The sequence below is a fragment of the Sphingomonas sp. genome, from assembly GCF_032114135.1.
Classification (GTDB): domain Bacteria; phylum Pseudomonadota; class Alphaproteobacteria; order Sphingomonadales; family Sphingomonadaceae; genus Sphingomonas.
On sequence record NZ_DAMCTA010000001.1, the window covers coordinates 1,690,657 to 1,704,568 of the forward strand.

Below are 13,912 nucleotides of genomic sequence, written 5' to 3' on the forward strand. Positions count from 1 at the left end.
TCTGAGAAAAAATCAGGGAGGATCCATGCTTCGGAAGTCACTGCTTTGCGGCGCGGCGCTGCTGCTCGCGCCCGCCCCCGTCCTTGCGCAGGACGTGACCGTCACCGTCGACGCCGCGGCCAAGCCGGGGCCGGTGATCGACCGCCACATCTTCGGCCAGTTCGCCGAGCATCTCGGCAGCGGCATCTATGGCGGCATCTGGGTGGGTAAGGATTCAGCCATTCCCAACACGCGCGGCATCCGCAAGGACGTGGTCGCGGCGCTGCGCGCCATCAAGGTGCCGGTGGTGCGCTGGCCGGGGGGCTGCTTCGCCGACGAATATCACTGGCGCGACGGCATCGGCCCGCAGGACAAGCGTCGCAGCAGCGTCAACACCAATTGGGGCGGATCGGGCGAGCCCAACAGCTTCGGCACCGACGAGTTCATGGACTTTGCCGACCAGGTCGGCGCCGAGGCCTATGTCTCGGTCAACGTCGGCTCGGGCACGATCCAGGAGGCGGCCGACTGGCTCGCCTATATGACCGCCGATCCCGCCACCACCGCCGGCAAGGAGCGCGTCGCCAACGGGCATGTCGCGCCCTACAAGGTCAAGTGGCTGGGCCTCGGCAACGAGAGCTGGGGCTGCGGCGGATCGATGCGGCCCGACGCCTATATCGACCTGATGAAGCGCTTCGCCCGCTTCACCCACAATCTCGATCCGGTCCAAGGCGAAAAGGGCAGGGAACCGATGCAGCGCATCGCGGTGGGGCCCAACGACAATGACACGACGTACACCGAAGCGGTGATGGCGGCGTGGAAGGGGCATGACTGGGCGTGGAACATCGAGGGCCTGTCGATGCACGCCTATACCACCGGCGGCTGGCCGCCCTCCTATCCGAGTGTGGGCTTCAACGAGACCGGCTATGCCAAGCTGGTCAAGGCCGCGCTGGCGATGGACGGGATGATCGCCAAGCATGCGGCGATCATGGACAAGTACGATCCCGACAAGAAGGTGCCGCTGGTCGTCGACGAATGGGGCGTGTGGCTGGCGCCGCTACCGGGCAGCAACCCCGGCTTCCTCTATCAGCAGAACTCGCTGCGCGACGCGATCATCGCCGCGCTGCACTTCAACATCTTCGCCCGACATGCCGACCGGGTGCGGATGACCAACATCGCGCAGATGATCAACGTGCTCCAGGCGATGATCCTCACCGACAAGGACAAGATGGTCCTCACGCCGACCTATCACGTGTTCCGCATGTACGTGCCCTTCCAGGACGCGCAGGCAGTGCCGGTGTCGTTCGACGCGGGGACCTACACCCAGGGCGGCGTGACCATGCCGCGCGTCGACGCGATCGCGGCGCGGGGCAAGGACGGCAAATTGTGGCTGGCGGTGACCAACCTCGATGCCGGCAAGCCGGCGCGGGTGGCGGTGAAGTTCGGGGGGGTTACGGCGAAGACCGCCACGGGCGAGGTGCTGACCGCGGCGAAGGTGGATGCGGTCAACAGCTTCGAGGCACCGAATGCGGTGGTGCCGAAGCCGATCCGCGGCAGCGTGGTCAAGGGCGCGGTGATGCTGGAACTGCCGGCAAAGTCGGTCGCGGTCGTCGAAATCGGGGGCTGAATAGATCCTCCCCGGCACGGGGAGGGGGACCGCCACCGAAGGCGGTGGTGGAGGGGCGCTTCCCCAACGGACTCGCTCGCTGCGATCCCCCTCCACCATGCTGCGCATGGTCCCCCTCCCCGTGCCGGGGAGAATCTGAATTACAGCGTCTTCACCGCCGCCAGCCCCACATCCTCAACCTGCGCCAGCGGATTGCGCAGCGGCAGCGTGAACGGCGCCGCCTCGATCTCGAACGTATCCCCCACCTGCGTCTTCACCCCGTCGCTGAACGACAGCGTCGCGGTGCCGAAGAAGTGGACGTGCACATCGCCCGGCTGGCGGAACAGCCCGTATTTGAAATGGTGATGCTCGAGATTGGCGAGGCTGTGCGACATGTTCGTCTCGCCCGAGAGGAACGGTTTTTCCCACAGCGTCGCGCCGTCGCGCACGATCCGGCTGGTGCCGCGCACGTCGCTCGGCGCTTCGCCGACCAGCAGCTCGGGGCCGAGGGCTGCCTGGCGCAGCTTGGAATGCGCCAGCCACAGATAATTGTGCCGCTCGGTCACATGGTCGCTGAACTCGTTGGCGAGGCACAGGCCGAGGCGGAACGGCGTGCCGTCGGGGCCGATCAGATAGATGCCGGCCAGCTCGGGCTCCTCGCCGCCGTCCTGGGCGAAGCCGGGCATCGCCAGCGTCTCTCCGGGGCCGACCAGATGGTGGCCATTGCCCTTGTAGAACCATTCGGGCTGCTGCCCGATCGCGCCCCCGCCGGGCTTGCCGCCCTCGACGCCTTCGAGGAACATCCGCATCGAGTCGGTCTTGTGCTCGGCGGCCGCGGCGTCGCGGTGCATCTTGTCGCGGCCCTCGGCCGAGCCGAGATGGGTGAGGCCAGTGCCGGTCAGCACCAGATGCGCGGCATCGGGATGGTCGATCGGCGCGAGCAGCTGGCCCGCCGCCAGCGCCGCCGCCGGATCGGCGTCGCCGTCGCTGCCGGCCGCCGCCACCGCCTCGGCGAGCGACTGGCCCGCTTCGATCGCGTGCAGCGCCAGGCCGCGGATATCGGCGAAGCCGCGGACGAAGTGCGCGCCGCTCTCGTCAGCGGCAATCACCCGCCGCTGCCCGTCCGCCCCTCGATACTGCATCAGCCGCAACGCCATCGAACCACTCCTTGTCTCGGTTTAGTCCGACTTATTCGCTGGTGTCCCGCTTGGCAATCGCGCATCGTTTGCGGGAGGGCACAGCTTCGCGCTACACGATGCACCATGCAGGAGAGCGAGCGGATGGCAGTGGACGATCAGGCGGACGGCGTGGACGAGGCAGGCGTGCAGCCGATCACCCGGACGCCCAAGGGCTCGGGCCGCCGCCTGCGCGGGGCGATCGCGCATTATCTCGGCACCCAGATCGTCTCCGGCGCGATCGCGCCCGGCGAGAAGCTGACCGGCGAAGTCGCCAATGCCGAGGCGCTGGACGTGTCGCGCAGCGCCTATCGTGAGGCGGTGCAGGTGCTTACCGCCAAGGGGCTGGTCGAGAGCCGCCCCAAGGCCGGCACCCGCGTGCTGCCCCGCGCCCGATGGAACATGCTCGATCCGCAGGTGCTCGCCTGGGCCTTTTCAGGCGAGCCCGACACCGATTTCGTCCGCGACCTGTTCGAGCTGCGCGCGGTGGTCGAACCCGCCGCCGCCCGCCTCGCCGCCGAGCGGCGGGACCGCGACGACGTCAAGGCGATGCGCGACGCGCTCACCCAGATGCGCCGCCACACGCTGGCGACCGATGCCGGCCGCGCGGCGGACCGCGACTTCCACGATGCGCTGCTGGAAGCGACGCACAACAATGCGCTGGTCGCGCTGAGCGCCAGCATCGGCGCGGCGGTGAGTTGGACGACCAAGTACAAGCAGCGCGCCCGCGCCCTGCCCCGCGACCCGGTGCCCGATCACATCAAGGTGTTCGACGCGATCGCGGCCGGGGATCCCGACGCGGCGGCGGCGGCGATGCGCACGCTGGTGGATCTCGCGCTGGAAGACACGCGCCTTTCGATGTGAGGAACTGCTGCCGATCCGGGCGGCCGGCGGACAACGCCGCAGCGGAAGCTCCTTTCCTACACACCTTGTTTATGCTTTGTTCTTCGGCGGTCGGTCGCGAATCGGGACGGAGAACGGGCGTTGTGTCGCTTTCCCGGAACTTTCGGAACTTTCGCGGTGCGGCACCGGCGTGACGGTGATGGCAGGGCGAGCGTCACCCGCCAGCGTTTCCTCCCTCGGAGCAGTCCGGGGGAGGGGGACCGCGCCGCGCCAGCGGCATGGTGGAGGGGGCCGTCCCGTACATACAAAGAGGGCGCCACCCGCGGCGACGCCCCCTCCACCACCGCCTGCGGCGGCGGTCCCCCTCCCCCGCTTGCGCGCGGGAGGAAACGCACATTCCGATCAATCCGCGATCGCGTTGGTCGGCTTGCTGCCCCACAGCGCGTAGAACAGGATGTACAGCTCGCAGATCGCGGTCAGGAGGAACGAGTGCTGCAGGCCATAGGTGTCGGCCAGCCAGCCCTGCACCGCCACCAGCGCACCGCCGGCGATCGCCATGATCAGCAGGCCAGAGCCTTCCTCGGTCAGCGGGCCGAGGCCCTTGATGCCGAGGGTGAAGATCGTCGGGAACATGATCGAGTGGAACAAGCCCACCAGGATCAGCGACCACATGGCCACTTCGCCCTGGGTGAACACGGTGACCACCATCACGATGAAGGCCGCGATCGAGAAGGCCGCGAGCACGATACCCGCATCCACCTTCTGCATGATCGCCGACCCGACGAAGCGGCCGACCATCATCCCGCCCCAGAGGAGGGTAAGGTAGCGCCCCGCCTGCTCGGTCGTCATGTTGCCGATCTCGGGGCGGCTGACGAAGTTCACGAACAGATTGCCGACGCCGATCTCGGCGATCAGGTAGATGAAGATCGCGCCGATGCCGAACACCAGGTTCCGGTGGTTCCACAGGCTATGATGCTTGCGGTCTTCCTTGGCGACGCGGCTGGTCGCCGATCCCATCGCCGGCAGCGGGAAGCGCGCGATCACGATCGCCAGCACCAGCAGCACCACCGCGACCAGCACATAGGGCAGGATCACGGCGTGCGCGTCGGCCAGGCGCTCGGCCTGGGTGAGCGCCGCCGCACCCGCCTGCGCCGTGCCGCCCTTGGAGCGACCGAGGATCAGATAGGCGCCGAACAGCGGCGCCAGCATCGTGCCGGCCGAGTTCATCGCCTGCACCAGGTTGAGCCGCGACGACGCGGTCTCGGACGGACCGATCACCGCGACATAGGGGTTGGCCGCGACCTGCAGCAGCGTGATGCCGCTGGCGATCACGAACAGCATGAACAGCGTCACGCCATAGGAGGGCAGGCTCGCCGCCAGCGTCATCCCCAGCGCGCCCGCCGCCATGATCAGCAGTCCGACGACCAGCGATTTCTGGTAGCCGATCCGCTCGATCAGCTTGGCCGAGGGGATCGAGGCGAAGAAATAGGCGATGAACCATACGCTCTCGATCAGCGCCGCCTGGAAATAGCTGAGCTCGAACACGCTGCGCAGATGCGGCAGCAGCGTGCCGTTGATCACCGTGATGAAGCCCCACATGAAGAACAGCGTGGCGAGCAGGGCCAGCGCGCGTCCATATTGCGTTGGGGGAGAGGCTTGCCCGGCCCCCGCCGGAGCAGCCTTAGACGTCGGCATGACCGCCATGCTGGTATGATCCTCTCGTTTTTTGCCACGGGGAGACGCGGCGGGGTTGCTCTTCGCTTTCTAGTCGGAGTATTCAACCCGAGGTCCAGCGTCAACGGCCGCGTCGCCGCTTGCAGCAGCGATAACCGATAGGGAGAGGCATTGCATGAATTATCTTATCAAGGGCGCGCTGCTCGCCACCGCGATGATTCCGCTGTCCGCACAGGCCGGCGAAGCGACCCGCGCCGCCTTCGGCACCACCGCCGACGGGCAGAAGGTGGAAGCGATCACGCTCACCAACGGCCATGGCATGCGCGCCACCATCCTCAGCTACGGCGCGATCCTCCAGTCGCTGTCCGCGCCGGACCGGAACGGCAAATCCGAGGACGTGACGCTCGGCTATACCGACATGAAGGGCTATCTGGTCGCCCCGAACTATTTCGGCGCCACCGTCGGCCGCTATGCCAACCGCATCAAGGGCGGCACCTTCAGCATCGACGGCAAGACCTACACCCTCGCCAAGAACAACGGCCCCAACGCGCTGCACGGCGGCCTGAAGGGTTTCGACAAGCGCCTTTGGACGGTCGAGAAGGTGGCGAGCGGCGAGAGCGCCAGCGTCACCCTGCGCTATGTCGCGGCGGACGGCGAGGAAGGCTATCCCGGCCAGCTCACCGTCACCGCCACCTATGCGCTGAACGAGAAGAACGAGCTGTCGGTCGAGTACACCGCGACCACGACCAAGCCGACCATCGTCAACATCACCAACCACAGCTTCTTCAACCTCGCCGGCGAAGCCTCGCAGCGCTCGATCTACGACAACGTCCTGACGATCCCTGCCGAGACCACGACGCCGGTCGACAAGACGCTGATCCCCACCGGCTCGCTGCGCCCCGTCGAAGGCACCCCTTTCGACTTCCGCAAGCCGACCGTGATCGGTGCCCGCATCCGCGACGGCCGCGATCCGCAGATCGTGTTCGGCCAAGGCTATGACGAGAATTTCGTGATTGCCAAGACCGCGTCGGCCCAGCCGGTGCTCCATGCCCGCGTCGAGGATCCGTCGAGCGGCCGGGTGATGGAAATCCTCTCCAACCAGCCTGGCGTGCAATTCTATACCGGCAACTTCCTCGACGGCACCGCGATCGGCAAGTCCAATCACGCCTATCGCCAGGGCGACGCGCTCGCGCTCGAACCCCAAGTGTTCCCGGACACCCCCAACCAGCCGGCGCTCGGCTCGGCGCGGCTCAACCCGGGGCAGACGTATCGCAACGTGATCGTCTATCGCTTCTCGACGACCAACTGACCTTCTCCTCCCGCAAGGCTTTCCCGATGACCGACTTTCCGCCTAAGCTGCGCAGCCGCGCCTGGTTCGACAACCCTGACAACGTTGATATGACCGCGCTCTATCTCGAGCGCTATCTCAACTACGGGCTGAGCCTGGAGGAACTGCGCTCGGGCAAGCCGATCATCGGGATCGCCCAGACGGGCTCGGACTTGAGCCCCTGCAACCGCCACCACCTCGTCCTCGCCGAGCGCATTCGCGAAGGCATTCGCGAGGCGGGCGGCATCGCGATCGAGTTCCCGGTCCACCCGATCCAGGAAACCGGCAAGCGCCCGACCGCGGGCCTCGATCGCAACCTCGCCTATCTCGGTCTGGTCGAATTGCTCTACGGCTATCCGATCGACGGCGTGGTGCTCACCACCGGCTGCGACAAGACGACGCCAGCCTGCCTGATGGCGGCGGCGACGGTGAACATCCCGGCGATCGCGCTGTCGGTCGGGCCGATGCTCAATGGCTGGCACCGCGGCGAGCGCACCGGCTCGGGCACGATCGTGTGGAAGGCACGCGAGCTGCTCGCGGCCGGCGAGATCGACGACGAGGGCTTCATCCGCCTGGTCAGCTCCTCGGCGCCGTCGACCGGCTATTGCAACACGATGGGCACGGCGACGACGATGAACAGCCTCGCCGAGGCGCTGGGCATGATGCTGCCCGGCTCGGCGGCGATCCCCGCGCCGTACCGTGATCGTCAGGAAGTCGCCTATCGCACCGGCAAGCGGATCGTCGACATGGTGGCGGAGGACCTCAAGCCCTCCGACATCCTGACCCGCGAGGCGTTCCTCAACGCGATCGTCGTCAACTCGGCGATCGGCGGCTCGACCAACGCGCCGATCCACCTGGCCGCGATCGCCCGCCATGTCGGCGCCGAGCTCGCGCTCGACGACTGGCAGACGCATGGCCACAAGGTGCCGCTGCTGGTAAACCTGCAGCCCGCCGGCGAGTATCTGGGCGAGGATTATTACCGCGCCGGTGGCGTGCCCGCCGTGGTCGCCCAGCTGATGCAGCAGGGGCTGATCCACGAGAATGCGATCACCGCCAACGGCAAGACCATCGGCGAGAATTGCCGCAATGCGACGATCGAGGACGAGAAGGTCATCCGCCGCTTCGAGGAGCCGCTGGTGAACGAGGCCGGCTTCATCGTGCTGCGCGGCAATCTGTTCGATGCGGCGATCATGAAGACGAGCGTGATCGGCCCCGAATTCCGCGACCGCTACCTCTCCAACCCGAACGATCCCGAGGCGTTTGAAGGCCCGGTTGTGGTGTTCGACGGTCCCGAGGATTACCACCACCGCATCGACGATCCCGAAACCGGCATCACGCCGGACACGTTGCTGGTAATGCGCGGCGCGGGCCCGATCGGCTATCCGGGTGCGGCCGAGGTCGTGAACATGCGCGCGCCGGCCTATCTGATCCGCGAGGGCGTGCATGCGCTGCCGTGCATCGGCGACGGCCGCCAGTCGGGCACCTCGGCCTCGCCCTCGATCCTCAACGCCTCGCCCGAGGCGGCGGCGATGGGCGGCCTGGCGCTGCTCAAGACCGGCGACCGGGTGCGGATCGACCTCAACCGCGGCACCGCCGACGTGCTGATCCCCGCCGACGACCTCGCCGAGCGCCGCCGCGTGCTCGCCGAGGCGGGCGGCTTCGCCTATCCCGCGTCGCAGACGCCGTGGCAGGCGATCCAGCGTGCCGTGGTCGGCCAGATGAACACCGGCGCCATCCTGGAGGGCGCCGAGCAGTTCCAGCGCATCGCCCAGACCCACGGCATCCCGCGCGACAACCACTGATCCTTGCGGGTGGTGCGGCGGCTGGCTAGCCCCGCCGCACCACCCCTCGAGGAACGCCTATGCCCGCCTTCACCCACCGCCTCGCCCGGCTGGACGACCTGGAAGCGCTGCAAGCGGTGATGGCCCGCGCGATCGCGCAGCTCCAGCACGGGTTCCTCACCCCCGAGCAGGTCGCCGCCAGCCACCAGGTGATGGGCCTCGACACCCAGCTGATCGCCGACCAGACCTATTTCCTCGTCGAAGATGAGGCCGCGAAGATCGCAGGCTGCGGCGGCTGGTCCTTCCGAGCGACACTGTATGGCGGCGACGCAAGCATCGTCACCCGCGAACCCCAGCCTCTCGACCCTGCCCGCGACGCCGCCAAGATCCGGGCGATGTACACCGATCCGGACTTTACCCGCCGCGGTGTCGGCCGCCGGGTGCTTGGCCTGTGCGAGGATGCCGCCCGAAGCGCAGGCTTCGCCCGCGCCGAGATGATGGCGACGATGGCCGGCGTGCCGCTCTACCGGGCCTGCGGCTATCACCCGATCGAAACCATCCTGTCTGCCCCGATCGACGGGGTATGCGTGCCGCTGGTGCGGATGGAAAAGCCGCTTTGACCCTTGCGGTGGAGCTTCGGGGAATCCCCTAGCCGCCCCGCCATGTCTCGATAACCAGCGCGGATATAGGAAGCGCTCTATTTCTCAGGTGCCGCAATGAAACCACCGGCATCCAATGAAAAACGCCCGGTGGCGAATATTCGAACCGTGCGATCATATCCGCGTCCGGTTGCATGAGCCACTAACGCATTTCTACGTAATACCGCTTCTTTCGTTTCATCGCCGGATCATTTGAAGGTGGCCATTCTATATTGATATTCGGTTGCCTTAGGCGACGCGAGATCAACAGACGGGGTTGTCACAATGAAGATGAAATTCCTGGCGGGTGCAGCGCTTTCCGCGCTGCTCTTCGCCACGCCGGCGCTTGCCCAGAGCACGTCGGCCGATCAGGCCGAGCTGGTGCGGTTGCTCAAGGCCCAGGCCGAAGAAATCGCCGCGCTGCGCGCCCGTCTCGACAGGATCGAAGGCAACCAGGATGCTGCTCCGGTGGCGCAGGCCGCTGCGCCGGTATCGGTGCCGCAGGCCGCCCAAGCCAAGCGGACCAACGTCGCCAATGACGAGACCGTCGCAGATTCCTTCGCGCCGCAGCTCGCCCCGGTCGGCCTCGCCGATCAGAGCGTCGCCCAGGCGCGCGCCGCCGCCAACGTCTCCAACGTCACCACCGAATGGCGTGGCGGCCTGCCGATCTTCCGCTCGGCGGACGGCAAGTATCTGTTCAAGATGCGCGGCCGTATCATCAACCATGTCAGCTCGACCTTCGGCTCGAACTACGACGCCCGCAACATCACCACCACCGGCGCCCGTGCGCTGCGTATCGGTATCGAGGGTGCGGTCGGCCCACACTTCTTCTACCAGTTCGAAAACGACTTCGCCGACAACACCTCGGACGTCGGCACGATGTTCGTCGGCTGGCGGAACGACGTGGGCAAGGTTTCCTACGACGTCCGCTTCGGCAACATGTTCAACGACCGCAGCTTCGAAGGTTCGAGCGGTTCGGACGCCCCGCCGTTCCTGGAACGCAACGTCGTCGCCACCTCGATCATCCCGCAGCGCGGCTTCTACGGCATCGCCCTCATGCCGCGCCTGTTCTGGAAGACCGGCCACGCCTCGGTGACGATCAGCGGCGACAGCGTCGACGCCAGCCAGGCGATCAACGACAGCCGCACCGTGCTGGCGCGCGCGCACTGGAATCCGTTCAAGACCGATCGTTCGATCGTCCATGTCGGGCTGTGGGGCTTCGACGAGGCGCTGTCCTCGCGCGGGCCGGGCACGCTGACCCGCAACACGGTGATCGGCGGCCGCTTCAACGGCAATCTGCGCGTACAGACCGGCGCGCTGGTCGGCGGCACCGGCACCACCGGCTATGGCGCGGAGCTGGGCGGCTATGCCGGCCCGTTCTGGGTGATGGGCGAGGCCGGCAAGCGCGTCGCGCGCCTCAACGCCGGCCGCCCGGACTTCGAGAGCAAGGCGTGGAGCCTGTCGACCGGCTTCTTCGTCACAGGCGACCTGCCGCCCTACAATCCGCGCCTCGGCACCTTCGCCCAGCCGCGCGTGCTGCGTCCAGTGTTCAACGGCGGCCCGGGTGCGATCGAAGTGCTCGCCCGCTACGAGAACATCGACTATTCGGGCATCCCGAACGCGACTAACGGCGAAGCCGCGACGATCGGCACCAACTGGTATCTCGACAGCATCATCCGCCTCCAGCTGAACCTGATCCACTGGAAGACCAACAACAAGGCCGGCGCGTTCACCGGCAAGGACAAGGGCGAGACGATCAGCGCCGGCTTCGGCGTCACCTTCTGATCCCTTCGACCAAACTGCGTGGCCGTCGCTTTCCCATCGGGAGCGGCGGCCGCTTGCCCTTCCCCACCCCTGCGCCTAGGATCGCCGGGTTTCCGGGAGTTCTCGACATGGTCCACCGTCACCGCTGAAGCGGCAATCGACAGCCCGCGGCACCGCCGCGCACCTGGACTCTGTCTTCGAGATTTTCATGCAACGACTGAAGAACAAGACCTGCGTCGTCACTGGCGCAGCGCGCGGCATCGGCCGCGCCATCGCGGCGCGCTTCCTGGCAGAAGGCGGCACCGTCATCCTCACCGACCTGGACTGCGCCGCTGGTGCCGCGGCCGCGCGGGACCTGGGCTGCTGGTTCGAGCCGCTCGACGTGCGCGAGGAAGCCGATTGGGCGCGGCTGGCAGCCCATGTCCCGACGGCGGACGTGGTCGTCAACAATGCCGGCATCACCGGCTTCGAAGCGGGCATGGTGCCCCATGACCCCGAACATGCTTCGCTGGAGGAATGGCGCGCGGTCCACCGCGTCAATCTCGACGGCACTTTTCTCGGCTGCCGCTACGCAATCGCCGCCATGAAGCAGGCGGGCACCGGGTCGATCATCAACATCGCGTCGCGCTCTGGGATGGTCGGGATTCCCGGCGCCGCGGCCTATGCGTCCTCCAAAGCCGCAATCCGCAACCACAGCAAGACGGTGGCGCTCTACTGCGCGCAGCAGGGCTGGAAGATCCGCTGCAACAGCATCCACCCCGCCGCGATCCTCACGCCGATGTGGGAGCCCATGCTCGGCGAGGGGCCGGACCGGGAAGCGCGGATGCAGGCGCTGGTGGCTGACACTCCGCTTCGTCGCTTCGGGCTACCGGAAGAAGTGGCCGCTATGGCCGCGTTGCTGGCCTCGGACGAGGCGGCCTATATCACCGGCGCCGAGCTGCAGGTCGATGGCGGCTTGCTCGCGGGCTCGGCGGCAGCGCCCGGCTGAGGCTTGCCACGTGCACCGCGATCGGCGATCCCCGCCGCGTGCCGCACGCGCGGCGGGGGAGATGCAGCAGATGACGACGCCCTTTTCGCTGGTCGACGTGTTCCATGACGGCCCGTTCACCGGCAATCCGCTGGCGGTGGTCCACGGCGGGAGCGATCTCGACACGGCGACGATGCAGGCGATCACCCGTTGGTTCAACCTGAGCGAGACGGTGTTCCTGCTGCCGCCGAGCGTGGCGGGCGCCGACTATCATGTGCGCATCTTCACGCTCGACCGCGAGCTGCCCTTTGCCGGTCACCCGACGCTCGGCGCCTGCCATGCCTGGCTGGCGGCGGGCGGCGTGCCGGCGGCGGCGGACCAGATCGTCCAGCAGTGCGGCGCCGGGTTGATCCCGATCCGCCCCGAGGGCGACCGCCTTGCCTTTGCCGCCCCGCCGCTGCTGCGGAGCGGCCCGGTGGATGCGGAGACCCGCGCCAAGCTCGCGACCGCACTGCGGATTGATCCCGGCGCGATCGTCGACGCCGCCTGGGCGGACAACGGTCCCGGCTGGATCGCCGTGCTGCTCGACTCTGCTGAGGACGTCCTCGCCGTTGAACCGGTGCGCCATTGGGATGGCCGGATCGAGATCGGGCTGGTCGGCCCGCATCCGGCAGGCACCGAGGTTGCCTGGGAAATCCGCACCCTGTTCACCGATGCCTTTGGCGGCATCATCGAGGATCCGGTGACCGGCAGCTTCAACGCCTCGGCGGCGCAGTGGCTGCACGCAAGCGGTCGCGTGAACGGCGGCTATGTCGCGGCGCAGGGGACGCGGCTGGATCGGCGTGGCCGCATCTTCGTCGACTATGACGCGGGCGGGAAGGCGTGGATCGGCGGGCGCAGCATGACGATCGCCGAGGGCATTCTGCCCGGTCTCAGCGCCCTCGCCTGACCAGCCGCGCGACCAGCGTCGTCGCGGTCACTTGGCCGGTGACGCTGGCGGTGGTGATGAACATGTCCGGGATCGCCGATACCGCGATATAGAGCGGGATCATCGCCAGCGGCGCGCCGAGGATCTGCATGCCCGGCGCGTCGCAGGCGTAGAGGATCGCCGCGCCCGGCAACCCCGGCGTGGCGATGCCCGCGATCACCGCGGACAGCCCTGCCAGCACCCATTGCACCGGCGAGGCGTGTACGCCCGCCGCATGCGCCGCCAGGAACACCTCGATCACCGTCACGCCGGTCGTGGCCAGCCGGAAGGTGGATATGGCGAGCGGCAGCGTGGTGCCCGCCACTTCCTGCGGCAGTTGCAGCCCGTTGAGCGCGACGTCCATCGAGACCGGCGCGGTCGCCATCGAGGAACAGGTACCCGCTGCGGTGGCCTGCGCGGGCACGATGCCACGCGCGAACCGGCCGAGCGGCATCGCCCGCAAGCCGAAGACGAGCAGGTAGCACATGCCGATCGCGAGGAGGCAGAACAGGATCTCCGCCGCCACGTCGCGCGCCAGTACCCCGGCAACGCTCGCCCCCGCCGCCTTGCCCGCCCCCATCGCCAGCACGAAGATGCCGACCGGTGCGGCGAGCAGGATCCAGTCGACGATCCGCGTCATCGCCTTGGCGAGTTCGTCGATCACCCCCGCCAGGCCGCTGCCTTCGGTGCGCGCGATCGCCACGCCCAGCAGCACCGCGAACACCACCAAGGGCAGCATCGCGCCGCTGGCCGCCGCCGCGATCGGGTTCTCGGGCAGGATGGCAAGGATCTGCTCCGAAGCGCTCGGCACATGCGGCACCGCCGGCGGCCCTGCCGCCAGGATCCCGGCGAGCGGGTCCGGCCCGAGCGGAAACAGCCACAGCACGATCTCCAGCGCCCCCCAGGCAAGCAGCGCGGCGAGCACCAGCATCGGCAGGAACACCGCGAAGCTCGTCGCGAGCAGGCGCCCGCCCTGGCCGTGGCGTACCGCATTGACCACGCCGGTCACGACCAGCGCGAACACCAGCGGCACCAGCGTCATGGTCAGCGCACGAATCCAGAAGGCGCCGATCGGCGCGACCAGGTCGATCCACGGCACAAGGAACGCGCCCGCTGGCCAGCGCGCGGCAAAGCCGAGCAATACTCCCGCCAGCAGCGCGCCGATCACCAGCGCCGTCTTCGCCATCGTCCGTC

Annotated in this window: 11 protein-coding genes; 8 read left to right on the forward strand and 3 right to left on the reverse strand. The window is 67.8% G+C overall.

Features of this window, described 5'->3' with window-relative positions; translation table 11 throughout:
• Positions 1 to 25: 25 nt before the first annotated feature.
• Positions 26 to 1,603: an alpha-L-arabinofuranosidase C-terminal domain-containing protein gene (locus RT655_RS08065; protein ID WP_313535972.1), complete on the forward strand. Its 1,578-nt coding sequence runs from the start codon at positions 26 to 28 to the stop codon at positions 1,601 to 1,603.
• A gap of 140 nt (positions 1,604 to 1,743) precedes the next feature.
• On the opposite strand, the gene araD1 is transcribed toward RT655_RS08065, so the two are convergent.
• Positions 1,744 to 2,739: an AraD1 family protein gene (gene araD1 / locus RT655_RS08070; protein ID WP_313535974.1), complete on the reverse strand. Its 996-nt coding sequence runs from the start codon at positions 2,737 to 2,739 to the stop codon at positions 1,744 to 1,746.
• Positions 2,740 to 2,862: 123 nt separating this feature from the next.
• Here araD1 and RT655_RS08075 point away from each other — a divergent pair, with 123 nt between their 5' ends.
• Entirely contained in the window at positions 2,863 to 3,621 is a 759-nt protein-coding gene (locus RT655_RS08075; protein ID WP_313536929.1) for an FCD domain-containing protein, read from the forward strand.
• Positions 3,622 to 4,002: 381 nt separating this feature from the next.
• Here the strand turns inward: RT655_RS08075 and RT655_RS08080 are convergent, their stop codons facing one another.
• The gene (locus RT655_RS08080; RefSeq protein WP_313535976.1) at positions 4,003 to 5,304 is read right to left on the reverse strand and encodes a sugar MFS transporter; all 1,302 of its coding nucleotides are present in this window, start codon (positions 5,302 to 5,304) and stop codon (positions 4,003 to 4,005) included.
• A gap of 145 nt (positions 5,305 to 5,449) precedes the next feature.
• On the opposite strand from RT655_RS08080, the gene RT655_RS08085 reads away from it, so the two are divergent.
• The 6 genes from RT655_RS08085 to RT655_RS08110 all read left to right on the forward strand — a co-directional run bounded on the left by RT655_RS08085 (position 5,450) and on the right by RT655_RS08110 (position 12,700).
• Positions 5,450 to 6,583 (forward strand): aldose epimerase family protein, encoded by a 1,134-nt coding sequence (locus RT655_RS08085; RefSeq protein ID WP_313535978.1) that lies wholly within the window; start codon positions 5,450 to 5,452, stop codon positions 6,581 to 6,583.
• A 26-nt stretch (positions 6,584 to 6,609) separates the two neighbouring features.
• Positions 6,610 to 8,403, forward strand: coding sequence for an IlvD/Edd family dehydratase (locus RT655_RS08090; RefSeq protein WP_313535979.1), 1,794 nt, complete (start codon positions 6,610 to 6,612; stop codon positions 8,401 to 8,403).
• A 59-nt stretch (positions 8,404 to 8,462) separates the two neighbouring features.
• The gene (locus RT655_RS08095) at positions 8,463 to 9,002 is read left to right on the forward strand and encodes a GNAT family N-acetyltransferase (protein WP_313535981.1); all 540 of its coding nucleotides are present in this window, start codon (positions 8,463 to 8,465) and stop codon (positions 9,000 to 9,002) included.
• Positions 9,003 to 9,305: 303 nt separating this feature from the next.
• Positions 9,306 to 10,805, forward strand: coding sequence for a porin (locus tag RT655_RS08100; RefSeq protein WP_313535983.1), 1,500 nt, complete (start codon positions 9,306 to 9,308; stop codon positions 10,803 to 10,805).
• A 187-nt stretch (positions 10,806 to 10,992) separates the two neighbouring features.
• Positions 10,993 to 11,772, forward strand: a complete 780-nt coding sequence (locus tag RT655_RS08105; protein WP_313535985.1) for an SDR family oxidoreductase — start codon at positions 10,993 to 10,995, stop codon at positions 11,770 to 11,772.
• A 70-nt stretch (positions 11,773 to 11,842) separates the two neighbouring features.
• Complete coding sequence (locus RT655_RS08110; protein ID WP_313535986.1) at positions 11,843 to 12,700, forward strand: PhzF family phenazine biosynthesis protein; 858 nt, start codon at positions 11,843 to 11,845, stop codon at positions 12,698 to 12,700.
• Here RT655_RS08110 and RT655_RS08115 read toward each other — a convergent pair.
• Positions 12,684 to 13,904 (reverse strand): cation:dicarboxylate symporter family transporter, encoded by a 1,221-nt coding sequence (locus RT655_RS08115; protein WP_313535988.1) that lies wholly within the window; start codon positions 13,902 to 13,904, stop codon positions 12,684 to 12,686. The two genes, RT655_RS08110 and RT655_RS08115, sit on opposite strands and share 17 nt — an antisense overlap.
• Between the last annotated feature and the right edge of the window lie 8 nt (positions 13,905 to 13,912).

Excerpts from the sequence above, each read along its gene's own strand:
- RT655_RS08110 (WP_313535986.1), top strand. The coding sequence starts at position 11,843 with ATGACGACGCCCTTTTCGCTGGTCGACGTGTTCCATGACGGCCCGTTC.
- araD1 (WP_313535974.1), bottom strand. The coding sequence starts at position 2,739 with ATGGCGTTGCGGCTGATGCAGTATCGAGGGGCGGACGGGCAGCGGCGG.
- RT655_RS08090 (WP_313535979.1), top strand. The coding sequence starts at position 6,610 with ATGACCGACTTTCCGCCTAAGCTGCGCAGCCGCGCCTGGTTCGACAAC.
- RT655_RS08065 (WP_313535972.1), top strand. The coding sequence starts at position 26 with ATGCTTCGGAAGTCACTGCTTTGCGGCGCGGCGCTGCTGCTCGCGCCC.
- RT655_RS08085 (WP_313535978.1), top strand. The coding sequence starts at position 5,450 with ATGAATTATCTTATCAAGGGCGCGCTGCTCGCCACCGCGATGATTCCG.
- RT655_RS08075 (WP_313536929.1), top strand. The coding sequence starts at position 2,863 with ATGGCAGTGGACGATCAGGCGGACGGCGTGGACGAGGCAGGCGTGCAG.
- RT655_RS08095 (WP_313535981.1), top strand. The coding sequence starts at position 8,463 with ATGCCCGCCTTCACCCACCGCCTCGCCCGGCTGGACGACCTGGAAGCG.
- RT655_RS08115 (WP_313535988.1), bottom strand. The coding sequence starts at position 13,904 with ATGGCGAAGACGGCGCTGGTGATCGGCGCGCTGCTGGCGGGAGTATTG.
- RT655_RS08080 (WP_313535976.1), bottom strand. The coding sequence starts at position 5,304 with ATGGCGGTCATGCCGACGTCTAAGGCTGCTCCGGCGGGGGCCGGGCAA.
- RT655_RS08105 (WP_313535985.1), top strand. The coding sequence starts at position 10,993 with ATGCAACGACTGAAGAACAAGACCTGCGTCGTCACTGGCGCAGCGCGC.
- RT655_RS08100 (WP_313535983.1), top strand. The coding sequence starts at position 9,306 with ATGAAGATGAAATTCCTGGCGGGTGCAGCGCTTTCCGCGCTGCTCTTC.